The 22,562-nt window shown below is 67.2% G+C and carries 20 protein-coding genes; 10 read left to right on the top strand and 10 right to left on the bottom strand.

The window, feature by feature from the left end; genetic code table 11:
* Nucleotides 1-212: 212 nt before the first annotated feature.
* The 4 genes from O0S08_RS02910 to O0S08_RS02895 form a co-directional block, all read right to left on the bottom strand.
* Nucleotides 213-365 (bottom strand): hypothetical protein, encoded by a 153-nt coding sequence (locus tag O0S08_RS02910; RefSeq protein ID WP_269037419.1) that lies wholly within the window; start codon nucleotides 363-365, stop codon nucleotides 213-215.
* A gap of 24 nt (nucleotides 366-389) precedes the next feature.
* On the bottom strand, nucleotides 390-3,017 hold the full coding sequence (locus O0S08_RS02905; RefSeq protein ID WP_269037418.1) for an HD domain-containing protein: 2,628 nt from the start codon (nucleotides 3,015-3,017) through the stop codon (nucleotides 390-392).
* A gap of 4 nt (nucleotides 3,018-3,021) precedes the next feature.
* Nucleotides 3,022-3,918 (bottom strand): HD domain-containing protein, encoded by an 897-nt coding sequence (locus tag O0S08_RS02900; RefSeq protein WP_269037417.1) that lies wholly within the window; start codon nucleotides 3,916-3,918, stop codon nucleotides 3,022-3,024.
* A 225-nt stretch (nucleotides 3,919-4,143) separates the two neighbouring features.
* A complete protein-coding gene (locus O0S08_RS02895) occupies nucleotides 4,144-4,530 on the bottom strand; it encodes a hypothetical protein (protein ID WP_269037416.1) in 387 nt (128 codons plus the stop codon).
* On the opposite strand from O0S08_RS02895, the gene O0S08_RS02890 reads away from it, so the two are divergent.
* Nucleotides 4,529-5,290, top strand: a complete 762-nt coding sequence (locus O0S08_RS02890; RefSeq protein ID WP_269037415.1) for a hypothetical protein — start codon at nucleotides 4,529-4,531, stop codon at nucleotides 5,288-5,290. The two genes, O0S08_RS02895 and O0S08_RS02890, sit on opposite strands and share 2 nt — an antisense overlap.
* A 44-nt stretch (nucleotides 5,291-5,334) precedes the next feature.
* Here O0S08_RS02890 and O0S08_RS02885 read toward each other — a convergent pair whose 3' ends face one another.
* From O0S08_RS02885 to O0S08_RS02875, 3 genes are all read right to left on the bottom strand, one after another.
* Complete coding sequence (locus O0S08_RS02885; RefSeq protein ID WP_269037414.1) at nucleotides 5,335-7,005, bottom strand: hypothetical protein; 1,671 nt, start codon at nucleotides 7,003-7,005, stop codon at nucleotides 5,335-5,337.
* Between the two features lie 21 nt (nucleotides 7,006-7,026).
* Nucleotides 7,027-7,749 carry a hypothetical protein gene (locus O0S08_RS02880; protein WP_269037413.1) on the bottom strand — a complete coding sequence of 241 codons (723 nt, stop codon included), beginning with the start codon at nucleotides 7,747-7,749 and terminating at the stop codon, nucleotides 7,027-7,029.
* 111 nt (nucleotides 7,750-7,860) lie between these two features.
* On the bottom strand, nucleotides 7,861-10,470 hold the full coding sequence (locus O0S08_RS02875; protein WP_269037412.1) for a serine/threonine-protein kinase: 2,610 nt from the start codon (nucleotides 10,468-10,470) through the stop codon (nucleotides 7,861-7,863).
* A gap of 542 nt (nucleotides 10,471-11,012) precedes the next feature.
* On the opposite strand from O0S08_RS02875, the gene O0S08_RS02870 reads away from it, so the two are divergent.
* The 5 genes from O0S08_RS02870 (at nucleotide 11,013) to O0S08_RS02850 (ending at nucleotide 14,418) form a co-directional block, all read left to right on the top strand.
* Nucleotides 11,013-11,354: a hypothetical protein gene (locus O0S08_RS02870; protein WP_269037411.1), complete on the top strand. Its 342-nt coding sequence runs from the start codon at nucleotides 11,013-11,015 to the stop codon at nucleotides 11,352-11,354.
* 23 nt (nucleotides 11,355-11,377) lie between these two features.
* Entirely contained in the window at nucleotides 11,378-12,211 is an 834-nt protein-coding gene (locus tag O0S08_RS02865; RefSeq protein ID WP_269041935.1) for an OmpA family protein, read from the top strand.
* Nucleotides 12,212-12,246: 35 nt separating this feature from the next.
* Nucleotides 12,247-12,441 (top strand): DUF3309 domain-containing protein, encoded by a 195-nt coding sequence (locus tag O0S08_RS02860; RefSeq protein WP_269037410.1) that lies wholly within the window; start codon nucleotides 12,247-12,249, stop codon nucleotides 12,439-12,441.
* 238 nt (nucleotides 12,442-12,679) lie between these two features.
* Nucleotides 12,680-13,819, top strand: coding sequence for a hypothetical protein (locus O0S08_RS02855; protein WP_269037409.1), 1,140 nt, complete (start codon nucleotides 12,680-12,682; stop codon nucleotides 13,817-13,819).
* Nucleotides 13,820-14,052: 233 nt separating this feature from the next.
* Complete coding sequence (locus O0S08_RS02850; RefSeq protein ID WP_269037408.1) at nucleotides 14,053-14,418, top strand: hypothetical protein; 366 nt, start codon at nucleotides 14,053-14,055, stop codon at nucleotides 14,416-14,418.
* 15 nt (nucleotides 14,419-14,433) lie between these two features.
* On the opposite strand, the gene O0S08_RS02845 is transcribed toward O0S08_RS02850, so the two are convergent.
* On the bottom strand, nucleotides 14,434-15,114 hold the full coding sequence (locus O0S08_RS02845; RefSeq protein ID WP_269037407.1) for a hypothetical protein: 681 nt from the start codon (nucleotides 15,112-15,114) through the stop codon (nucleotides 14,434-14,436).
* A gap of 414 nt (nucleotides 15,115-15,528) precedes the next feature.
* Here O0S08_RS02845 and O0S08_RS02840 point away from each other — a divergent pair, with 414 nt between their 5' ends.
* A complete protein-coding gene (locus O0S08_RS02840) occupies nucleotides 15,529-17,925 on the top strand; it encodes a pyridoxal-dependent decarboxylase (RefSeq protein ID WP_269037406.1) in 2,397 nt (798 codons plus the stop codon).
* Nucleotides 17,926-17,974: 49 nt separating this feature from the next.
* Here O0S08_RS02840 and O0S08_RS02835 read toward each other — a convergent pair whose 3' ends face one another.
* Nucleotides 17,975-18,136, bottom strand: a complete 162-nt coding sequence (locus O0S08_RS02835) for a hypothetical protein (RefSeq protein WP_269037405.1) — start codon at nucleotides 18,134-18,136, stop codon at nucleotides 17,975-17,977.
* Nucleotides 18,137-18,143: 7 nt separating this feature from the next.
* Here O0S08_RS02835 and O0S08_RS02830 point away from each other — a divergent pair, with 7 nt between their 5' ends.
* From O0S08_RS02830 to O0S08_RS02820, 3 genes are all read left to right on the top strand, one after another.
* Nucleotides 18,144-18,944, top strand: a complete 801-nt coding sequence (locus O0S08_RS02830) for a hypothetical protein (protein WP_269037404.1) — start codon at nucleotides 18,144-18,146, stop codon at nucleotides 18,942-18,944.
* Nucleotides 18,945-19,100: 156 nt separating this feature from the next.
* Nucleotides 19,101-20,057, top strand: a complete 957-nt coding sequence (locus O0S08_RS02825) for an AraC family transcriptional regulator (RefSeq protein ID WP_269037403.1) — start codon at nucleotides 19,101-19,103, stop codon at nucleotides 20,055-20,057.
* 52 nt (nucleotides 20,058-20,109) lie between these two features.
* Nucleotides 20,110-20,964 carry a DUF1349 domain-containing protein gene (locus O0S08_RS02820; protein ID WP_269037402.1) on the top strand — a complete coding sequence of 285 codons (855 nt, stop codon included), beginning with the start codon at nucleotides 20,110-20,112 and terminating at the stop codon, nucleotides 20,962-20,964.
* Between the two features lie 70 nt (nucleotides 20,965-21,034).
* Here the strand turns inward: O0S08_RS02820 and O0S08_RS02815 are convergent, their stop codons facing one another.
* Nucleotides 21,035-22,348, bottom strand: coding sequence for an RCC1 domain-containing protein (locus O0S08_RS02815; protein ID WP_269037401.1), 1,314 nt, complete (start codon nucleotides 22,346-22,348; stop codon nucleotides 21,035-21,037).
* Nucleotides 22,349-22,562 lie beyond the last annotated feature (214 nt).

The following is a 22,562-nucleotide window of genomic DNA, read 5'->3' as shown; positions in this document are numbered from 1 at the left end:
GCGTGGGGTGGACTCGCCGCGGGGTCGAGACCGACGCCGCACGAGGCTCGCCTTCGACTCGAAGGACGCGCGTCGGGTTTCTCGGGGATCTCGATGGTGTACTCGCTGGTGGTCTCCCCGGTGGGGACCTCGCTGGTGGTCTCCCCGGTGGCCCGATCGGCGTTGCGCGTCCCGACCTCGCGCACCTGGACGGGGACGCTGTCTTCAGTCCACTACCTGTCGAGCGCCGCCCCTGGCAGCGCCGAGCCTGCCTGCTCCCCGGCCCCGAGCTGCGCGCCGAGCAGGCGGCGCTGCCACCACCCGAGGCACAACGACAGGACGATCAGAACAGAAAACGCCCCGAACGCCCCGGCGACCTCACGCATGAAGACGTTCCGCTTTACGAAAGCTCACGCCTCTTCATTAAGGCGGGAGCGGATATCATTGATCGCATGTCGAATAGTTCGCCTTGTATGACGCTCGAGCTCTGAGGTAACCGATGAAAAGACGCCTGCGCGGATTATTCCGGCTTCCTCCCAGACAATCCCGAGGTGTCGCAACACCCGCTCAATCTCTTCCAAAATTCGACCTTGCACATACCGCCCTCCTGCTCCCGCCCATTGGTTCAAAAGCGTAGGAGATTCGTCAATGGATGATCTAGAAGCATTCAGGGGTAGGCGAGAAACCGCAGAAAGATTCATGAGTGCCCGACACGCCCCTATTGGCGCCACATGATTTGCAGCAATAGGAAGCCGAACACCATCCTGGAAAGCACTATTATCCAAACTCTGAAGGGCGGTCACTAATTGATTAAACAAGGATTCCAAGCGAACATCCTTTGCCCCACCCTTCTTTCGCAATCCACTCATTGCCGAGCGCATTACCATCTTTGCCTCAAGGCCACTAAACATATCTCTGCTCTCAAATACTTCCCCCCCTTCTAACGAGGCGATAGTGATCTGATCTTCCCCCATGGTCAGCGATGTGGCTGTAGCCGCATCGGAGGATCCATCCTCATCTTCCAAAGCGTAAAGATCCCGTTCTTGCATAAGTCGATTCTGGAGGGCCAAGTCCTCGTTATAGAGTTCGTCTCCGAGAACTTCGTGAGCCTTTGGCGCTGATGTAATTGACGTAACGGCATGGCCGTTCTCGACCAGAAAACCGTGCATGGAGCTCCATTCTATTCCTGCATTCAAATCGACAAGGTGACATGGAACCCAAACGATGAGTCGCTTCTTAGACCCCGAGAAATGAGATGCCTGGTGAATCTGCGAGATGTTAAAGTATTCGTCGAGAACAACGACGAGGGCGCCCGGCAGGGCGGTCCCGCTCGGAAAGAGGAGTGGGACGTCATATGCAGGCCAACGAGGGGCCCTTCTGTTTGGGGTCGTTCGACGAAGTCGTTCCAGGACAGTCTGGTGTACTTCAGTAAATTCGTGGAGCATTTTTTCGATAATAGCCTGATCGCCCGTGGTGCCTACTACCTTAGTGAGGTCGTGCTCCAGTCGGGGGTTTATTTCAACTTCAATGGACCGTGCGAACTTGACACCAGCGCTCACGGCATCCCAACTAATCCATCTTACCGGGGCTGAAACAAATCGGAATTCGCGCTTGAAGTAGGTCTCTAGCTCATGAAAAGAGATTGGATCTTTAAGAGTGAGACTAATCGATGTGCCAATCGGAGCCTCCGCGTCAATCTCTGCATAAGCCTCTCTCGAACCTGCCTCCAAGAACACGCGCCTCCCGAGATCGCTTCCATCATGAGGGCGAGTCCTAATCAAGACAGTCCTCGCCCGTGTAAGTATGGAGATAAATCCGATCCCGAACCGAGCGATAGAGTGAAAGCGAAAAGATCGGCCTGTTGGCCGTTTAGAATATCCTGAATCCGCCACAGTGAAGAGAAAGTTTTCTAAATCCGAGCGAGTCATCCCGATACCATTGTCAAATATTGCCAAGCTCATCCCGTTTGCGCTGCTAGTGATCGTGACCCGCGGGGTATAAGACGCCGATGGCTTCCACCCCCGAGGGGACTCGAAAGCCACAGAAGCCCCCGAATCCAAGAATAGACGCAGCGCCGTCGCATCAATTGCGTTCTGTAGCAATTCTCTTATAAAATCCCATCTGCCCGTGTATACAGATCTCGAAATGAGATCCCAAATTCTTCCTGTCTGATCAATTTCGAACTTTAGTCCCCAAACCTCATAGGTAGCCTGCGAAGATCGCAGAACCTTAACCTCGTCCGGCGGCGGAAGCCGAAAATCCTGGAAATCCCCTACGAACATATATGTATTGGCACGCTCGATCTCTTGCCGAAGATGAGATAGCCACTGGTGCCATCGATGATATTCAACTCTAGAATCATTTTCGACAACGACCCGAATGATCTCTGGATCAACGTATTGATTAATAATTCGGCTGGAGGCCGACCCTCCAAGACCCTGCATGCAATGATCTGGTCTTGCAGAGACAGTCATACATCGTCGCGCCAGTTTGCAGGATCTATCGGACTCGAGGTCGAGAAGATCGGCGATCCTCAGATATGTGACCAGCACATGTACGCGTACCTTCTGATCCCCAATCATATCCGGCGTAAGAAATCGCTTGTTTGATCGATTCTCGTCCCAATCGAGGCCGTGAGCGTGAACGACCGCTTGGACCGTAGTCGCAATCCGACTCGCATGTTGCGCCATGAATGCTAGCCGCGTCTTTAGATCGCCGGCTAAATCCTGTGCCCCATCTGGAGTCGCTGCGCAGCCGTCTTGTCCAGTTCCTTCTCTCTCGTGAAGAGACGCAGACAGAATTAAAATGAAGATTTCAAGGCTTGATAATTGGGAAATTACGGTCGATGATGCAAATTGCGATATTCTCTCCAAAATCTGCCATGCGTGTTGCTGTTTCTGAGCCGAGGTTTGCTGACAGTACAGAGTTGAATCGTTTAGTAAAGGTATCAATGCGCCCGCAAGCGTTGTTGAGACAGGGTCCGTTCTTGCTTGCAGAGACTTGAAAAGTTTAACATCAGTAAGGGATTGAATAAACATGATCCTAATCCCCCAGAGAGTACTGCGCCCCGGTTGCGGCTTCGATTTTACAATCTGGAGGTGGCAGTCGAAAAACCGCCAAATCGTCAATCAAAACATATGTGTTTGCAAGCTCGATGTCTCGGCGAAGGTAGCCGAGCCATTTTTCCCAGATGATGTGCTGTTCTTCGTTCTCACACTGTACATGGACGCGGATTGCCTTAGGACTCACAAAGTGATTGGAAACCAACTTGTGGCGCTCATGATGCTGTCTGGAGACGCGATCTTGGAAAACCTCAGGGATCATAGCAGTCACAACATCGCATGTTCGATCGGAGTCGAGATCAAGGAGATCTCCGATGCGTAAGTATAGGGCGAGAAGACCCGGCCTCATGACCTGATTCCCGAGCATGTCTGGTGTTGAGAACTCTTTTCGAGCACGCATATCCTTCCAGTCGAGACCGTGGGCCTCAATGATGAAACCAATATTTGATGCCAAGCGGTTCGTGTATTCGGACATAATTTTTAGTCGTTCATTGAGGTACTGTCGAAGTACTTCAGCGCTACGCTTCGGATGATGGTCTCGAACTGCGTCGGCCGAAATATTCTCAGTCGTGCTCGCTACCATTCCCGTATCGTGGAATACGGCCGCAAGGATAAGTGAAAAGAGCTCCAGGCTGGAGAGTTCCTTCAGAGCTTCTTCAGAGACGAAACAAGCGATCTTTTCCAAGATCGTCCATGAATGTTGAATATTGTGCCGAGTGTATGTCGGAAATGTTTTTGTGACATAACCCAGGTATTCTGCCGCATCTCCAGTAACGGGCACCAGTACACCAGTGAATGCCAGAGCCCGTGGGTCTGTCTCCGCTCTCCTCTGAAGGGTTTTGAACAGCTTAAGGTCGGTGAGCGACAGATGGAACATGTTGGCTCGTGTTCAGGGTGGTGACTTCTAGGTTGGCACGCGCCCAGTTGCTGAGTCAATGTCAGCAGACTCCCCTGCCGACGTGCCTTGGTAGGTCTTCAGATGAGGAAGGTCTGAAGCGGGCTTTGCGCCCGGCCGGTGCTTCGCCGTGATGGGCTTCGACTTTCGCGGCGGGATCGGTCGCCCCGGTTGCCCGGCACGCGCCGGCAACGGCGTGAGCGACGCCTACTGAATGCACGACACTCTATTCGGCAGTTCATGACACGTTCCGCATCCTGCGCTATTGTGCGTCCTCGTGCGCCCCGCCGCTCTTGCCGCCTTTGTCCTGATTGCCTGCCACGGTGACAACGGCCAAGAACTGGGTTTTAACTCGAGCATCACCACCGCGCCCCCGGCGACCAGCTCGACGAGTGCGGACACGTCCACCTCAACCTCGACCAGCTCGGCCGAGGACTCGGCCAGCTCGGTGGGGTCGAGCACCTCGACCAGCTCAACCAGCACGGGTTCCGGCATCCCGGATCTCGGCGAGATCCCCGACGCCGGCGACGGCCCGCCCCCTGGCTGCAAGGGCAAGGTCGACATCGTCTTCACGATCAGCTCCGCGTCGACCATGCTGGACCAGCAGAGCGCGCTCAAGGCGAGCTTCCCGAGCTTCATCGCCACGCTCGAGAGCCAGTTCGCCGACTTCGACTATCACATCCTCTCGACCAACACGTTCGGCTCGTGGGCCTTGCCGTGGTGCGCGGGCTGCAAGGACGTCTGCGCCCAGACGCCCGATTACCCTTGCAGCGCCGCGCTGGAGCCGTGCGACTCCGTCCAGGGCGCCGGCGTCACCTTCCCCCGGGGCGACAACGCGACCAACCAGCGCTGCGACCTCACCAGCGGCCGCCGCTACATCACCAGCGACGAGCCCGACCTCGAGAGCGCGTTCACTTGCATCGCGTCGATGGGTACGAACGGCGGAGATCAAGTCGCGGAGGCGACCGTCAAGGCCCTCGCCGGCGACATGAACGCGCCGGGCGGCTGCAACGAGGGCTTTCTCCGACCCGACGCGCTCCTCTTCGTCGTCGCCATCCAGGACACCTACGACCAGTTCAGCGAGGGCACCGCGGAGGACTGGAGAGACGCGCTGGTCGACGCGAAGGGCGGCGATGTCGACGCGGTGGTTCTCCTCGTGATCTCGACCGACGTCGACGACCCTGATGGGCTATGCGGTTACGATCCAGGTGTGGAACACGAACTCCGCACCTGGACCGAGCTCATGAAGCCGAACGCGCTGTTCGGTTCGGCCTGCGCGATGGACTACGTGTCGTTCTTCGATGCGGCAGCGATGATGCTCAAGTCGCAGTGCGACGTGTTCGTTCCGCAGTGACGGCGACAGCGAGGAAGCACGACTTGGTAGCCACGTGTGAGGGGCTACGGGTACAGGCGCAGCGCGAACGCTCGCGGCTGCAGCTCGTCGAACTCGCTGCCCGCGACGTACGCGTAGCCCCACGCATCGAGCGCCAGACCCGCGGCCTCGTCGGGTCCCTGGCCCGGCCCGTTGCGGATCACCTCCCACACCGGTACTCCCACCGGACCCGGGATGGCGAAGATCCAGGCGTTAGCGTCGGTCTTCGGCTGCTGGAGTGCGCCAGCGATGACGATCTTGCCCTCGCGGTCCTCGCCGATAGCGAAGCCAATTGCGTCATTTGAGGGGGTAGGCTCGATCCGCAGGGTGCCGGTCTCGTTCTCGGCCGAAAACCAGCGCGTCAGCACCTGGCGAATCGACCCCTTGTCGCGCCCCCACCCGGTCACGACGAAGCCCCCCGCGTGCAGCGGCGCGACGGCCATCCCCGCATCCTCGTCCAGCAGCTCGCCCGAGGAGGTCCACTCGGCGAGTGGTTCACCGCCCAGGCCATACTGCAAGACAATCGTCCGCCGGACAAGTTGATTGTTGTTGCCCAAGATCTGCCGCTCGCCGACCACGACGATCTCGCCGTCGACGATCGCCACCCCGCGCGCGACCTCGTCCCACTCGTTGAAAAAATCGTCTTCACCTGGTGCCGCGAACGTCTGCTCGTCCAGCACCTGCCCGCCCGTCGCCGAGAGCCACCAGACCTTGAGGTCATGCGTGCCCGCGTTGACCTCGTCCGCGCCGACGAGGATCAACACGTCTCCATCGACGGTTATCGCGTTGACCGAGCTCCCGAGCCCCCCGATCGTCGTCGGTTCCTTCCCCTCGCCGAACTTCACCCGCGACATGGCCCACCGCGTCGACCCGCTGTCCGGCATCGTCCACGCCACGAACGCCGCGTCATCCTCATCACCGACCGCGATCGCCGGCCCACGCCCGCCGCCTGTCACTGCGACCGAGCCGAGCTCGATCGGCTCGCCCTCCGGCTGTCCTTTCGTTCCATCGATGCGCACCGCCACCGCCTCGAGTCCATCCTTCGTCTCGAAGTAACCCGCGACGTCGATCCCGTTGCCGCGGATCGCCGCACTTGTAAAACCGTTGATCGGCCCGGCCTTCACGTAGGGCGGCCAAACGTCGGTCCCTCCGGGCTGGACGTCGATCGTCAGTGCTTCCACGTCCTCGCCGCTGACGCCGTCGGCCGCGTGTGCGACCGCGCGGATCGTGTGCGTGCCGTCGCCGGGCACGTCGTCGGACGTCACCTCGAACACGTGGACAGGGTTTTGCGGCGCCGCTCCGAGCACCAGCGGCGCGTCACCATTAAAAATGTCGACCGACGCGACCGGCCGCGACGTCCACACCGAGACCTGCACCTCGCCGACCTCGATCATCGGCGAAGGATTTAAAAAGGAGATCTCGACCTCGACCGGCACCGCCTTGCCGCCGTCGTCACCGGCGCCCTCCGAGCTCGAGCCTTCACCATGACTCGCGCTCCCGCCGGTGGTGCTGCTCCCGGGATCGGGGCTGCTCGAGTCGGGTGGCGCGTCGTTACTCGTGCCGCTGGTCGAACCGCTCGTGCCACCCAGATCTGGCGGAGCTTCGTCGCTGAGGCCGTACCACGCCGGCGCGTGGAAAGAACACGCTACAAGCACCAGCATGGCGCACAGGACCTTGAGTACGTGGTGGATCAGCATGAAAACGTCTTCCGATGTCTTTTAAAAGGAGTAAACGAGTGTACCGGGCTGCACGCGCAGGCGCGCGTGGCGAGTGTTTTTCGGCGGTGCGGCCAGCAATGCCAAACCTGTAAGGACGCTTACAATCATGACAGCGCCCAGGACCCCGGCCGCGATCGTGAGCCCTTGATATTTGCGATCGGCGGCCCTCGCCTCCGCCAGCTCTGCCTCCGAGAGCGCGCGGCCCTCCGCTGTGGCCTGCCCGTCGAGGACGACGATCGCCGCGTCGGCCTGCCGTCGCGCGACGAGGCTCGCAGCCATGCCTCCGGCCAGCCCGGCCCCGGCCGCCAGGAGGCTCGCACCGGCGATGACCCGCCCTCGCGGTCGACCCGACGATGTCGGATCGCCGCGGCTCGGCAACGGCGCGGGCCCCTCGGCGCGAGCCTTTGCGGGGATCTCCACGACGGCATCCGCATCGTCCTCCGTCGGCGGAGCCGGAGGCGCATCCTTCGGCGGCGCAGTCGAGCACACGATGCCCGCGCGCTCGCTCTTGCCGGCGTCCCTCGCCTCGATCTCGACCCACGCCGCGCGCTCCTCCTCGTCGGCGAAAGCGCCGCTGGCGAGCAGATCGCGGGCCATCTCGAGCGCGCTGCAGAGATACGCGCCCTGGGTCGTGTCGTCGTGCAAGGCGATCAGGCTGTCGTGCGCGCCGTGGAGCGCTTCGGGCCTGTGCACCTCCGGGTCTGCGGCGCGCTCGAGGTACATCTCGAGCGCCTCGCGATAATCACCGGCGTTGAACGCAGCGTCCGCGTCCTTCTGCGAGGGCGGCGCGAGCAGCGTGAGGGCGAGCGTGATGCGAGTCAGCATGGCGGTCTCCTACGGGGTTTCGAAAAAAGTGTGTCGACGACGGACATCGCGGAGGTCGAGGCCCGCGAGCGCATCGCGGAGGCACTGCGCGTGGACCGAGCTGGAGGACACTCCGCCGAACTCGACCGGCGCGCCGGGCGACAGCGTCACGACCACGCGACGCGGCTCCGCCCCCGCGGCGTCGAGGCAACGGCGCGCCCGGGCCTCGGCCTTGCGCATGCGGGCCTCCCAGCTGACGACAGGATCCTGCTTGCGCGACCGAGCGGGTCGCGTCGCCGTGCCCTGCGGCCTCGCGGTGCCTACCTCCGAGCTCGGCGTATCCGGCATCTGCTCGGATGACTTCCCCGGCACGGCTCTATCCTCATGTGTCTTTAAAGACATGTCTCTCTCGGCCTCCGAAGTCGACGCGTCCGGCGTCCGATCGAAGACAGGAACGTTCACCGGCGCGACTCCATCGCCATGTGTCTTTTTAAAAGACATGTCTCTTTCGCCGTGATGCGATCGTTCTCCGCGCTCAAGCAAGACCGCCGGCGGAGCCGCTGCTGCCTCGTGCTCCGCGGGAGCCTGCTCACGAGCGGGCGCGACGTGCATCTCTCCGGACCGGAACCACCACCACGCGGCGACGACACCGAGCGTTGCGACCAGCCCCACCGCGAGGCGACTCGCTCTTCGCAGCGCCGCAACCGGGGAAGTCCCTGTAGCGAGCGAGACCGTGCCGTCCGAGCTCGCCACTACCTTCCGTCCCGGAGCTGCCTCCGCCCGCGCCCCCCCGCTCGTCCTCACCGCCGTCGCTCGCGGCGCGCTCGCGGCCGCGACGAGCGCCGCTTCCTCGCGCTCCGCATCACGCTCCGCCTCGAGCTCCGCCTGCTCGTCCTCGAGGACTGCCTGCACCATCGCCAGCGTCGGGCGCTCACTCGGGTCGGCGCGGAGCATCGACAGCAACAAGTGCTCGAGGCCGGGCGGACACCCGCGACACGCCTTCCGTGCGGGCGTCGCCTCGACGGCTCCCGGCGGGAACGGCCGCAGCCCGGTGAGCAGGCGATACAACAAGTGCCCCAGCGCGAACACGTCGCTCGCCGCGGTGAATGCATCCCCCGCGCGCACCTCGGGCGGTGCGTAGTCCATGCGCTGCAGCGGCCGCTCGTTCGCCGGCTCCGCGCGATCCTCGGGCGGCGTCGCCCAGCGCTCCGTCACCCGGGCATAGAACACGGGCGACACCTGCGCCTGATCGAAGTCGAAGATCCACGCATGCGGGGTTTCGCCGCGCGCGATCAGAACGTTGCCGACGTGCAGGTCGCGATAGACGACCCCGACCGCATGCACCGCCGCGAGCGCGCTCGCGAGCTGCCGACCCACCGCCATCACCTCGTCGATTCGCAGGTGCTGGCCCGGGCGCGTGAACTCGGACGCGGGCGAGCCGCGGCACAGCTCCATCACCGCGAAGCGCTGCCCTTCATCCCGCGCCCGATCGTTCAAAAAATGGACGCCGAAGTGATGAATTTGCGGGATGTTCGGATGACGCAGCGCCGACAGGATCTTGGCTGCGCGACGAAAACGGAGCGTGTCGTCCTCGCTCGGCCTCGCGTCGCGCAGCACCTTGAGCGCGACCTCCCGCGACAGCTCACGATCCGAAGCGCGATAGACGACCGCGCTCGCGCCGACGCCGATGACCTCGAGGCGATCGTAGCAGCCGCCGAACAGCGGCCGCGGCGTCCGCGGGTGCGCCGCCAGGATCGCCTCGAGCCCGCGCCGCAGGTGATCTGCGGACGGCAGGCGCTCGGCCGCCTCCGGATCGATCGCGGCGCGAAGCAGCCGCGACAGATCGGCGGGCGCGTCGCTGTCGGGACAAACCTCCTGGATCGGCAGGATCTCCGCGAGATCGGGCAAGCTCCGCGTGCACAGCTGATACAGAGTGACGCCGAGCGAGTAGACGTCGAGACGCGGCTCGGCGCTGCGCAGACCGGCCTCGGGCGGCAGATACGCCGGCGTGCCGATCGCCCGGCCGAGCTGGGTCCTGTGCCGCTCCGGCACCTGCGAGGCGAATCGCGCGTCCTGGGCCTCGTGAAAGGGGGTCCCGACGCTTGCGAGCCCGAGATCGATCAGCCTGGCGACGGCTCGATCGGCGCCGGCTGCGATCATGATGTTGTCGGGCTTGACGTCGCGGTGAATCACGCCGGTGCTGTGCAGCGCGTGCAGGGCGCCCGCGATCTGGGCGCCGAACTCCACGACCTCGCGCCACGGCAAGGGACCGCGAGCGAGCCGCTGCGCCAACGTCTCGCCCTCGAGGTATTCGAGCGCCATGTACGGCTGCGCATCGAACATGTGCCCGAACGCGATCGCCCGGACGATGTGCGGGTGCTGGATGTTGCTGAGGACCTCGGCCTCGACCTCGAAGCGCCGCCGCGCCTCCGGCCCGGTCCGGTGCAGCAGCTTGAGCGCCACGTGGCACCTGCGCGACAGATCCTTGGCCAGGAACACATGGGCCATACCACCCTTCGCCAGCCGCTCGACGATGCGGTAGCGGTCGTCGATCACCTCACCGATGGGGTCGGCGCCGAACTCGGCGTGGATGGGCCACGTAGGATTCGTCCCCGGGACCGGCGTGGGCGAGCTGTCCATCACGGCTCAGGTTGCCACACGCACCTCACTCCAGGTTGTCCTTTGCGACCTGAACATACCATCATGTGCGTTCAGGCAGGTCGGTGGAATTGTTCAACAGGGCCGCGGAATCCTGCGCTCACTACTTTATTGCTCGCTACCTCGCGGCGCAGGGAAGTCGAGCAATGAAATAATGCGTCTGAGATGCCGCCGAGCCACCGCGCCGCCGGAGACCGCCATCCGCGGAGAACGAGCGCCCCGTGCCGTGCAGCCGCCATTCGTCGGTGAGGCCGGCCTCGGTCAGGAACAGCGGCGATCGACCGCGAGCTTCGAGGCCGCCATGATGCTGCGCCGACTCCCATCTCCCGCCCTCTCGCCACCGCCGCAGGACCCGCTGTCCAGCGGCGACCACGAATGAACAGCTCGGCGTCGCGGGCGAGCGACCGGCGAATGTGCACACCGCGGCCCGCTCGCTCGCTCTCACGGGCTGCCGTCGCGCCCGGTTGATTGCAATCGTGCTCATGTCATAGTGGAGTGCGTCGAGTTCCGCCGCGGAGGTACGCATGAGAGCACCCTTCATCAGCCTCGTATTCACCATGTTCGCCGTCGGCTGCGCGACCGCGCCGTCGAAGCAGGCCCTGTCCGACTCGGCCGCCTCGGTCAATACCGCCGAGCAGCTCGGCGCGGCGAACGTGCCGCAGGCGTCCAAGGCCCTGGAATACGCCCAGCACGAGGTCGCCTGGGCCAAGGCGTTGATGATCAACGGCCGGCACGAGCGGGCCCTGCTCATGGCGCTGCGGGCCGAGAGCGACGCGGCGCTGGCGATCGCCCTCGTCCGCGCGTTCAAGGCCCGAGAGGCGGCCGAGCAAGCGGCGACCCCGGGCGCGACTGCGCCGAACCCCTGATCTTTGCGGAGGTCCTCGTGTTGATGTCGACAAAAAGACCGCTCACGTTCATCGCAGCGTCCCTCGTCGTGGTCGCCTGCGCCCACAAGCCGCCGGAGGAGCTCCGCGAGGCCCGCGCCTCGTATCAACAGGCGGCGGCCGATCCATCGACCCGGCAGGAGACCCCGGCGGAGCTCGACGAGGCGCGCCGCTCGCTGGCGCTGGCCGAGCGCTCGTTCGTCGTCGAGGGCAACACCCCGAAGACGCGCGACCGCGCCTACATCGCCACGCGCAAGGCGGAGCTCGCCCGGGTGATGGGCCGCACCGCCGATTACGTCGAGACCGCCAGGAACGCGGAGCTGTGGCGCACGCGCGAGGCCCTCGCCGCCGAGCAGGCGGAGAACGCCGCCACTGCGTCCCGCCTGGCCACCGAGCAGGAGCAGCGCGCCGAGGCCGAGCGCCGCGCGGCGCTGGCGATCGCCGCCCTCGCCGAGATCGCCGCGGTCGCCGACGAGGCGCGCGGCACGGTCGTCACCCTCTCGGGCAGCGTCCTGTTCGTCAGCGGCAAGGCCACCTTGCTGCCCTCGGCGACCTCGCGCCTCACCCAGGTCGCCGAGGCTCTGGCCGCCGGCGATCCCGGCTCGACCTTCGTCGTCGAGGGGTACACGGATTCGAAGGGCAGCGATGCCTTCAACGAGAGGCTCTCGGAGGAGCGAGCGCAGGCGGTCCGCGACTTCCTGGTCGAGCACGGCGTCGCCCCCGAGCGGATCCAGGCCCGCGGCATGGGCGAGAGCGACCCCGTCGCCAGCAACAAGACCGCCGAGGGCCGTGCCAACAATCGCCGCGTCGAGATCGTCATTCAACCCCCGCCGCAGTGACGTTCGCTTCGCCCTTTTTGCCCGGAGACACCGCCATGTTCGGCTTCTGGCTCGTCCTCATCCTTGCGATCGCGCTGTTCGCCGCGCTGCCGGCGTTTCAGTACAGCCGGAACTGGGGCTACTACCCGAGCGGAATCATCGGCCTCGTGCTGCTCGCCGTGATCTGCTTGATGTGGTTCAAGTTCATCGCCTTCTCGTGGCCGTGGCCCGCGCCGGGGCCCCCGCCTTGACCGCTGCGCTCGCCGGTCGCGTGCGTGACGCGCCACGACACTGGGTACGCTGGGAGATTGCCCCACCCAAACACGATCTCCTACAATGATAAGTGATTCTCCCCTCAGTTGTAGAAGTCGACGACTCAGTCCGGCGAGTTCTCGCAACGCTCGTCGAATCACGTCCGAGTAATGAGGGGTCCGCCTCGCGGCCTCGGCGACGCTCGACCTCGCCGCGCGCCTGCAGTACCATCGCCGCGTGCTCGAGTCCGCCCGCCGCTGGCTCTCCGAATTGCGCGAGGGCGCCGACGCCGGGCGCTTCGCCTACCATGAGGTCGAGGACGAGGCTGACCCGGGGTCGCGTCGAGACGCGGCCGGCGAGGACCGGGCGCTGCTGCTGCTGGCGTTGCAGTACGACTTCCAGCCGGCGAAGGACGCTGCGTTGGCCCGTTTCCTGCTCGCCGCCCAGATCGCTGCCCACAGCCGCGCGCCGTTCCAGGGCTACGAGGACGAGCTCCGACTCGCCGCGTGGCTGGTCGCGCGCCTCGGCGACCCCGCCGACGTGTGGCAGATGAACGAGGCCAAGCACGCCAACTTCGACACGTACTGCGGGATGGACAGGACGTTCATGCTCGCGGCCGGCGTCGCCGCGACGCTGGCGTACGTCCGCGACAGTGAGCACCGGCTGCGAGACGACGTACTCGAGTTGTTGCTCGCCGAGGACGGCACCTGCCTCTACACGGAGGCCGAGGTCGCGGAGTGGCGCGCGAGCATGACCGCGTGGTTCCCCGCGCGCGAGGAGGACGAGGCGCTCGAGACGCGGATCGATCGGGCGATCCGGTTCGCGCCGGAAGAAGGGCCGGCGCTGCTCGACGCGTGGCTCTCGGGGCGAGAGCTGGACGACGCCGCGCTGCGCGAGCTGTGTCACTGGGCGAGCGCGCTCGACCTCCACGACCGCGCCGAGGCAGCCGCCCGCACGCTGCTCGCCCGCGCGTCCGCGGCCGAGGAGCTCGGCGCACGCGATCGGCTCGTCCTCACGCTCGTCGCCGCCGCGCGCCACAAGGAAGCCGAGGTCGAGATGCTCGCTGCAGCCGCGCTGGCCGCCGCACTCGGGCGCACCGCGTGGGAATGGCGAATGCAGCTCGAGCGCTGGCTCGAGCTCGGCGAGTCGGCGTGGGAAGCCGACGAGGTGGGAGTGAGTGCTCGCGCGTTCGCCCGCGCCGACGCACTGTCGCAGCAGGGTCACGGTCACTGCTTCGACAACTTCGAGCGACTCGCGGCGCTCGCCGGGCACGTCGGCGACGAAGAGGCGCGGGCCCGGCTCGCGGCGCTGCGCGACGCCGAAGGCCAGCGAATCTCCGAACAGACGCGCGCCCTCGAAGCCGCCGGGTCACAGTAGCAAGCTCGAGCGCTGTGCGCAGCGCACCCGCGCCCTCCAGGAGGGCTCGATGCACCCCGGCTCTACACTCATCACCGCCAGCAGGGCCGAACATCGGGAGTACGACCTTGGGCAGGTGCAGTCCTCGCCGACGCACTCGACGCTGAAGGCCCCCGAGTGAGCGAGCAACAGGGCCGCCGCGGGCAACGCCGCTCGCGGCCCCGCCCTGGTGACTTCGCTGGTATCGTCGGGCCGTGAAGAAGGCAGTGACGACGGTGGAAGAGTTCACCCGCGCGCTCGCGCAGCTCGAGGACGACTGGCGCCTCGTCGAACACATCGAGCGGGCGGGACACGTGGAGCCCGAAGTCATCGCCGGACTCTCGAGCCTGGGCGCATCGGAGCCGAGGCCGGTCCCTTCGCGCGGCCGGGGCGAGCGCGTGCTCGTCCTCGTCGGGTCCGCGTGGAACGAGCCGCCGTTCGGCGACGAGGCCGACCCGCTCGGCGCGCTGCGGCGAGAGGTCGCCATCTGGCCTGGCGTCGAGTCGGTCGGCGCCGCCACCCTCGATCCGCAGTTCGGCGTGTTCTGGAGCTTCCCCGTCACTCTCCGGCTGAGCCAGTGACGCGGCTGCCCGTCACTAACTCTGCGCCTCGGCGGCGACCTGCGCGTCGAGGGCCCGGGCCCACCACGCCACGCGCTCGGCCACCTGCTCCGCGGCGGCCTGGCCGGAGATGAACTCGAGCTCGAACGTGTACTTGCCGACCGTGCCGCGGACCATCTGCCCGAGCCGCCGGCCGGTGTTGGTGATCCAGTAGCCCTCGGCGAAGATCCGCAGCTCCCTGCCCGGGAAGCTGCGCCCCAGGCCCAGCGCCCGCCCGAACGGGTAGCGGCGGATCGTCCGCGCATGGAGGTCGACGACGAACATCGGCCGCCAGTACACCATGAAGAAGCCGGGCAGCCCGATCATCACCAATGCCAGGACCAGCTCCGCGGGCTCGATCGACACTTTGTCGCTCGGCACGCCGCCCCAGGTCTCCGTGGTGCCGCTCAGGATCACCGCGAACAGACCCGTCCACAGCAGGAACGCGCCGAAGCCGGCGATCATGAGCTCCACCACCGCGCCGAGGTCGCGCGTCCGCGTGATGATGATCGCGGGATCGCGGGGCCGCAGCGCCTCGAGGCCGAAGATCCGGACCCCGCTGATCACCAGCCCCGCGCTGATGAGCGAAAAATAAATCCACCCGGGCGGGTCCATGCGGAAGCTCCCGCTGAACAGCAGGAACCTGGCGAGGCCGGCGACGATGAGGAACGGCAGCACCGCCCGGACAGCGTCCCCGGAATGAAGGCCCTGGAAACCGCGGGTTCGCTCGCTGTCCGGCATGGCACCTCGGCGCCCGGGCGGCCCTGCGGTCGAGGTCAATGCCACGACTCGGGAGCGCCCTCGATCGCCCGCCGAGGATACACCACGACGCGCTTCGAAATCGCGCCTGGGGACGACCCCGAGACGTCGCCCCACTCCTGCGCCGGTGAATCCTCGTTCGCCGCGAAGCGCACCCCCGGCGCGTCGGCCCGCTCACGACATTCTCGCGGTCCCTCGCCACCGCCACGAAAGCGCGCGCTCGCGAACCACCGCTCCCGTGACGTACCGCCAATGTCACCGCCCTGCGGTTGGTCGCCCATGCGGGGCGTGCGAAGCTCCGCCCACATTTCGGCAGTACGAGGAGAGCGAGCGATGACCAGACGATCCAACAAGCGCCGCGGGCCCCAGGTCTCTGCCGGCGCCGTCGACCAGTTCCTGCAGCACGTGGAGATCCCCCACCTCGACGGTCCGGGCACCTCGTCGCCCGAGGCGTGGTTCCTCGGGTCCAAGGCGGAGAACGCGGAGGAGTTCGAGCGGCTGATCGTCGAGGCGATCCGCGACCAGGCGTTCTGGCGCCGCAACTTCCACCCCGGCGATCCGACCCTCGTCACCGAGGCGGTCAAGCGCCAGCCCGAATACGTCCAGGCGATGGGCGCGCTCACCGACAGCTACCGCTCGCTGCTCGGCTTCTTGAAGAAGTCGATGCCGTTCTTCAGCACCCGCTACCAGGGGCACATGAACTGGGACACCGCGATGCCGGCCGTCCTCGGCTACTTCGCGGCGATGCTGTACAACCCCAACAACGTCGCCTTCGAGGGCTCGACCGCGACCACGATCCTCGAGCTGCTCGTCGGCGACGATCTGTGCCGCATGGTCGGCTTCCCGCTGCCCGACGAGGCCGCGTGCAAGGCCGGCGCGGTGCGCCCGTGGGGTCACATCACCTCCGGCGGCACCGTCGCCAACATCGAGGCGCTGTGGTCGGCGCGCAACCTCAAGCTCTACCCGATCGCCATGCAGGCCGCGCTGCGCGAGGACCCGTCGCTGGCCGCGGCCGCCGAGCTGCGCGTGCGCTCGCCCGCCGGCGAGTCGGTGCTGCTGCGCGAGCTCGACGCCTGGTCGCTGTGCAACCTGCGAGGCGACGACATCCTCGCCCTCCCGGCGCGCCTCACCGCCGAGCACGGCATCTCGCCCGAAGTCATCACCGCCGCGCTGTCGCGGGTCTCGCCGCAGAGCCTGGGCATGCACGCCTTCTTCAGCCGCTACGCCCCCGAGCTGCGCAGCCCGCCGGTGGTCCTGGTCCCGGCGACCAAGCACTACTCGTTCCCCAAGGCCGCCGCGATCCTCGGCATCGGCGCCGCCAACGTGCTCGACGTCCCGCTCGACGAGAACGCGCGCATGAGCATCCCCGAGCTCGAGCGGATCCTCCGCGCCTGCCTCGCCGAGCGGCGGCCGGTCTACACCGTCGTCGGCGTGATCGGCAGCACCGAGGAGAGCGCCGTCGATCCGCTGCGGGAGATCCTCGCCCTCCGCGAGCGCCTGCGCGGCGAGGGCCTCGAGTTCACCGTCCACGCCGACGCCGCCTGGGGCGGCTATCACGTCAGCATCCTGCGCGACGACGACGACGGCCCGAGCCCCGCGCGCGGCGAAAGCCCGCGCGCCGAGGTCGGCTTCAGCCGCTTCACCGGCGAGCAGTACGCGGTGCTGCACGAGGCCGACTCCGTCACCGTCGACCCGCACAAGTCGGGCTACATCCCCTACCCCGCCGGCGCCCTCTGCTACCGCAACGCCGCCATGCGCGACCTCGTCACCTTCAAGGCGCCCTACATCCTGCACGCCGAGGACGAGCCCTCGGTCGGCATCTACGGCGTCGAGGGCTCGAAGCCCGGCGCCGCGGTGGCCGCGGTGTTCCTGGCCCACAAGGTCATCCGCCCGACCCGCAGCGGCTACGGCAGCATCCACCGCAAGGCGATGTTCAACTGCCGGCGGGTCTACGCCCGCCTGCTGTGCATGGCGCGGCCCGAGGACAACTTCGTCGTGGTGCCCGTGCCGCGCCTGCCGGCCGAGCTCACGGGCGGCGACGTCGCGGCGCAGATCGAGTTCATCCGCTGGCGCATCGACCAGCGCGCGCCCGACGAGCTGCTGGCCGACGAGGAGGCGATGGCGCTGCTGGCCGAGCTCGGGCCCGACCTCAACATCCTCACCTACGCCTTCAACTTCAAGCGCCCCGACGGCAGCATGAACGCGAGCCTGGCGCAGGCCAACCGCCTGAACAAGGCCGTCTACGAGGTCCTGAGCCTGCGTCCGGGCGAGGACCCGTCCGGCCACCCGCTGCTCGTCACCACCACCGACTTCGAGGACGCGCACTACGGCGAGGTGTTCATGTCGAGCTACAAGCGGAGGCTCGGCGTCGAGGGCCCGGGCCACGCGGTCACGGTCCTGCGCTCGACGATCATGAACCCGTGGCTGACCGACTTCGGCGACGACAGCTTCCTCGACATGCTCGAACGCGAGTTCCGCCGGGCCATCTCGCGGGCGCTGTTCCGCGACTCGATGGCCCAGGTGTTCGAGGAGATCGACGCCAACCACGACGGCAAGCTCGACCGCGCCGAGGTCGAGGCGAGGTTCCGCGCCATGGGCTACTCGAGCGAGGAGATCCACGAGTTCCTCCGCTCGAGCGACACCAGCCGCGACAGCGCCCTGTCGAAGCAGGAGTTCCTCGAGAGCTTCTCGCAGCTGCTCGTCCGCACGAGCCTCGGCACTCGGCGCTAGCACGCGCGCCGCTCGAGCTCGCGGCGCACCGAAGAACCGGTGCGCCGCGTCAGGACGCCGCGCGCAAGGGGCCCAGGATCTGCTTCATGACGTCTCGCAGCGCCTCGAAGACGCCGGTCCCGATCGGGGCGACCGCCTCGACGAACGGGCGGCCGCCCGGGTTGAGCGCTGCGTCGAGCTCGCCCTCGCTCGCCGCGATCTTTGCTAGCATCCGGCGCATGATGGATCTTTGGCTGGTCATCCCGCGCGAGGTCGGCGTGGGCGCACCGGAGAAGTACGACAGCGACGTCCTCGACCATATCGACCAGGAGCTGACGGACCGCGGCTTGCGGACGGGCACCACCTCGCAGCTGGTCCCGCGGATCCGCGAGGCCGGCGCGGCCAAGGTCGCGCGGATGCTGTGGTTCGACGCCGAGTATGTGTTCGATCCGGACGGCGAGCTCGACGACAGTCTGCGCGACGACGAGGACTACCTCCGCTGGCGGGGCGAGCAGGTCGAGCGAGCCAGGGCCGAGATCGCCGACGTGATGCGGATGGCGGCCCCGGGCGCCCGCACCTTCGACGAGCCCGAGGTACCGCGGGCGCGGAGGTTCCGGTGGACGGCGCACTGGCTGCTCCACCGCGCGTTCCCGGAGGTCTTCCCCGCGCCCGAGACGCCGGTGCTGACGTGGACGATGCAGGCGCTGCGGTCGGGGCTGGAGTTCCCGCGGACGAGCGAGTTCGCCGCGCTGGCCGAGATGGCCGCCATGACTCTGGCGGCCGGCGGTCACCCGTTCGCCGCGCTGGAGCAGCCGCGGAGCTGGGCCGACGACCTGTTCTACGCGGAGTCGCGCAGCCTCGGCCCGGGCGCGCCGGCCGACTGGGGCGCGCAGTGGCAGCGCCCTGGCGGCCCGCTCCCGCGGGTGGAGGTGCGCGTGTATCTGTCGACGCGACACGCGTGGCTACCCGCGGAGCCGTGGATCGCGGATCCCGAGTGGATGTCGCACGGTGATCTCTGGAAGGCCCTGTCGCTCGACTGACAGCGTCCCGCCGGTGGTACCATCGGCCGCGAAGCCGATGCCGGTCCACGCAATCATGCCACCGCCCTTGCGCGGCGCCCGGGGTGTCCGACGCTGACGGAGCCGAAGTCCAACCGCGCAGTCTCGGCAGGATGGCTGGCGCAGCTGCTATTCGAGGTGCCGCCCGAGCGGCGGCGCAGCATCGCCGCCGAGCTGGGGCTGAGCAAGCTCGAGGAGCTCGAGCCGGACGATCGCGTGCCGCGTCACGTCCTCGACGATCTGTGGACGCGGATCCCCGAGTGGAGCGGTGATGCCGACTTCGGCCTGCACTTCGCCGAGCGGGCCAGCCCGCGGGCGCTCGGCTTGCTCGGCTACCTCGCGCGTCACAGCGCGACCGTCGGCGACGCAGTCGCGCGGGTGGTCCGCTATCAGCGGCTCCTCATGGACGCCAGCGACGTCGACGCCGTCTTCGCGACCGACGGCGCGCTCACGATCGCCGACGGCCCGCAGGTCGGCACCGAGCCGTGGCCGCGTCACCTCGCCGAGGCGGTGATGGGCTGCTTCGTCACCCTCGCCGCCGGCTGGTCGGGCGCGCCGATCCGCGTCGAATCGGCCGCCTTCCAGCACGCCGAGCCCGCCAGCGTCGCCGGTCACCTGGCGCTGTTCGGCTGTCACCCGCGCTTCGACCAGCCGCGCAACTACATCGTCCTCTCGCCCGCGTCGGCGCGCCAGCCGATGCGCGACGCCGACGCGGCGCTGGTGGGTTATCTCGAGCAGGCCGCCGAGGCCCGGCTCGAGGCAGTGCCTCACCCTGACGAATGGGTCGAGCGATTGATCGGCGCGATCGAGGCCGAGCTCGGGAGCGGCCTCTCGCTGGCGAGCGTCGCCGAGCGGCTGCACGTCGGCCCGCGCACCCTGCAGCGGCGGATCGCCGAGCTCGGTCTCAGCTATCAGGGTCTGGTCGATTCGGTGCGGCGTCGCCAGGCCGAGCAGCTCTTGCGAGATCCACGGCTCGGCCTCGAGGAGATCGGCGAGCGGCTCGGCTTCGCCGATCCGAGCGGCTTTCGCCGCGCCTATCTGCGCTGGACCGGCACCACCCCGCGGGGCCGCGGACGCGATCCTCACCAACTTTGACGCCGCCGGCTCTGTCGGCTGCGAGCGGCGCCTCCTAGCTTCGGGCCCCGCCATGCGAGCCTCGATCCTTGCGCTTTTCATCCTGTCCGGGTGCATCGTCACCCGTCTCTCGGCCCCGACGGCCCGCCTCGCCGACCACGAGCAATCCCTCGCCGCGCCCGAGGAGCCGCCGCCGGACGAGCTGGCCGCGCTCGACGACGAGTTCGCCGACCCCGCCAGCCTGGCCGGCTGGCAGTCGTTCAGCCGCGCCGAGGGGTGGCCGGAGCAGGCCAGGCAGATCGACGTCGGCGCGACCGAGCCGGGCCACCTCACCTTCGTCCCGTACACCAGCTTCTGGCTGTACGACTATCACGCCCCGTTCCTCTTCCGCGAGGTGACCGGCGACTTCATGGTGACCACGCGCGTGCGGGTCACCGGCGCCGCCACCGAGGTCCCGCGGCAAAAATACTCGCTGGCCGGTCTGATGGCTCGCGCCCCGCACCCGGAGGGCGCGAGCGCCTGGCGGAAGGGACAGGAGCAGTGGATCTTCATCACCGCCGGCACCGGCGACGGCGACGTGCCGCAGATCGAGACCAAGAACACGGTCCGCAGCGTCAGCCGCCTGCAGCTCTCGCCCGGCAAGACCGGCTGGGTCGAGCTGCGGCTGGTCCGCCGCGGCGCGACGTTCTTGCTGCTCCGCCGCTTCGAGGGCGAGGCGTGGGTGCTGGCCCGGCGCGAGGAGAAGCCCGACATGCCGGCGACCCTGCAGGTCGGCCCCATCGCCTACACCGACTGGAACTCGTCGCGGTCCTACTTCGTCTTCAACCGCGTGCGGGCCTACAACAGCCGCGTGAGCACCGACGGCAAGCCCGACCTCGTGGCGCGCTTCGACTGGATCCGCTTCCGCCGCCCGACGTCGAGCCCGTGAGGGGCCGGGTGCAAATCATCATACATGACCTGAAAGACATTCCCACGAAGACATGTCCTGAAAGACATCCTCAAAGCCCTTCGACGTCGGCCGGCGTCGGATCGAGCTCGGGCCCGCCGCGACCGAGCTCGCCGCGCCGGTTGTGCCCGGCGCAGCGCACCTTCCCCGACGCCAGCAGCACGCACGTGTGCGACGTCGGCCCGAACTTGCCGGCGGCGACGTCGACCGCGTCCTCGACGTTCAGCATCGCCACCGGCGTCGCGCGGCGCTCGGTCGAGCCGTCGCCCAGCTGGCCGCCCTCGTTCGTGCCCCAGCAGTACGCCCGGCCGTCGTCGCCGATCGCACACACGTGCGAGACCCCGACCGACATCTGCCGCACCGGCGGCAGACCTTCCACCCGCAGCGGCACTGGCGAGAACCGGTCGTGCGGGTCGACGTCGCCGGGGAACACGGTTCGAGCGGCGATCAACTTCGACGCGTCGCCCACCCCGAGCTGGGCGAACAGGTTGCTCCCCCAGCAGTGGACCTCGCCGCTCGCGGTGCGGGCGCACGTCGCCCTCGGGCCGGCCTCGATCTGCACCACCTCGACGAGGCCGGCGACCGGCGCCGCGGCGTGATGCGCCTCGAGGTCGCGCTCGACCCGGCCGAGCTGGCCGTGGCGCGCGCTGCCGAGGCAGCGCACCGTCAGGTCGGGCATCAATGCGCACAGGTGCTCGCTGCCGATCGCGACCTGCACCGCGCCGTCGATCCCCGGCACCACGCGTCGCGGAGAATTTCTCCAGCCCGTGATCGGATTCACCCCCTGCTCGCCCGTGGCGATCGGGCCGAAGCGCGAGTCCTCGCCGGGCACGTGCGAGCTGCCGATCTCGCCCCAGCACTCGACCCGCCCGCCGGCCAGCACGCACGTCGCCTGCGGCCCGAGCACGCCGTCCTGGTCCACGCTGCCGTCGGGCGCGCGACGCAGCTCGGGTCGCGGATAAAACTGCCTGCTCGGCGGCATGGCGATCTGGCCGAACAGATCGTCCCCCCAGCACGCCAGCCCCATTCTCGTGACGACGCAATTGGCCGCGTCGTAGGCCGAGAGCGAACGAACCCCGAGGAGCCCGGGGACCGCCGCCGGCGCCGCCTCGCTGCGACTCTGGCCGAGAGAGTCGCGCCCCCAGCACCACACCGACTCGTCGCCGCGAAGCACGCAGGTGTGCCCCTCGCCGGCGGCGATCCGGTGGTCCGCCGGCGCAGCGATCGCGGGCGTCGTGGTCGAGCCCGCGACCGTCGACGCGGACGAAATCGGCTCGGGCGCCGCCGGCCGGGCCACGCAACCACCGATCGCCGCAGCGAAGCCGAGGCGGACGATGGGTGCGACAGGTCGAGTCAGTCGATGCACGGTCGCTCCTCGCGCGAGCAATCCGCGATCTCGCGCCGCAGATCGGGCTCGAACTCGGCCTCTTGCTAGCACGCTTCCAGGCCGCCTCCAAGGCGTACCGGAGCGCGGGAGGCCCGGACTTCCACCTCGTTGTTTCACCGACGACGGTGCCGCGATTGCGCCAGCGAGTCGACGTCGACGCATTCGCGCGCCCTCACTCGAGTGGCACGAAGCC

It is taken from the genome of Nannocystis punicea, assembly GCF_026965555.1.
In the GTDB taxonomy this organism is placed as follows: Bacteria; Myxococcota_A; Polyangia; order Nannocystales; family Nannocystaceae; genus Nannocystis; species Nannocystis punicea.
The sequence above is the reverse complement of the archived record's forward strand: the minus strand, read 5'-3'. Positions and strand labels throughout refer to the sequence as shown.

Coding starts and splice junctions, on each gene's coding strand:
- O0S08_RS02910 (WP_269037419.1), bottom strand. CDS start 365: ATGCGTGAGGTCGCCGGGGCGTTCGGGGCGTTTTCTGTTCTGATCGTC.
- O0S08_RS02905 (WP_269037418.1), bottom strand. CDS start 3,017: ATGTTTATTCAATCCCTTACTGATGTTAAACTTTTCAAGTCTCTGCAA.
- O0S08_RS02900 (WP_269037417.1), bottom strand. CDS start 3,918: ATGTTCCATCTGTCGCTCACCGACCTTAAGCTGTTCAAAACCCTTCAG.
- O0S08_RS02890 (WP_269037415.1), top strand. CDS start 4,529: ATGCTGGACCAGCAGAGCGCGCTCAAGGCGAGCTTCCCGAGCTTCATC.
- O0S08_RS02895 (WP_269037416.1), bottom strand. CDS start 4,530: ATGGTCGACGCGGAGCTGATCGTGAAGACGATGTCGACCTTGCCCTTG.
- O0S08_RS02885 (WP_269037414.1), bottom strand. CDS start 7,005: ATGCTGATCCACCACGTACTCAAGGTCCTGTGCGCCATGCTGGTGCTT.
- O0S08_RS02880 (WP_269037413.1), bottom strand. CDS start 7,749: ATGTACCTCGAGCGCGCCGCAGACCCGGAGGTGCACAGGCCCGAAGCG.
- O0S08_RS02875 (WP_269037412.1), bottom strand. CDS start 10,470: ATGGACAGCTCGCCCACGCCGGTCCCGGGGACGAATCCTACGTGGCCC.
- O0S08_RS02870 (WP_269037411.1), top strand. CDS start 11,013: ATGAGAGCACCCTTCATCAGCCTCGTATTCACCATGTTCGCCGTCGGC.
- O0S08_RS02865 (WP_269041935.1), top strand. CDS start 11,378: ATGTCGACAAAAAGACCGCTCACGTTCATCGCAGCGTCCCTCGTCGTG.
- O0S08_RS02860 (WP_269037410.1), top strand. CDS start 12,247: ATGTTCGGCTTCTGGCTCGTCCTCATCCTTGCGATCGCGCTGTTCGCC.
- O0S08_RS02840 (WP_269037406.1), top strand. CDS start 15,529: ATGACCAGACGATCCAACAAGCGCCGCGGGCCCCAGGTCTCTGCCGGC.
- O0S08_RS02835 (WP_269037405.1), bottom strand. CDS start 18,136: ATGCTAGCAAAGATCGCGGCGAGCGAGGGCGAGCTCGACGCAGCGCTC.
- O0S08_RS02830 (WP_269037404.1), top strand. CDS start 18,144: ATGATGGATCTTTGGCTGGTCATCCCGCGCGAGGTCGGCGTGGGCGCA.
- O0S08_RS02820 (WP_269037402.1), top strand. CDS start 20,110: ATGCGAGCCTCGATCCTTGCGCTTTTCATCCTGTCCGGGTGCATCGTC.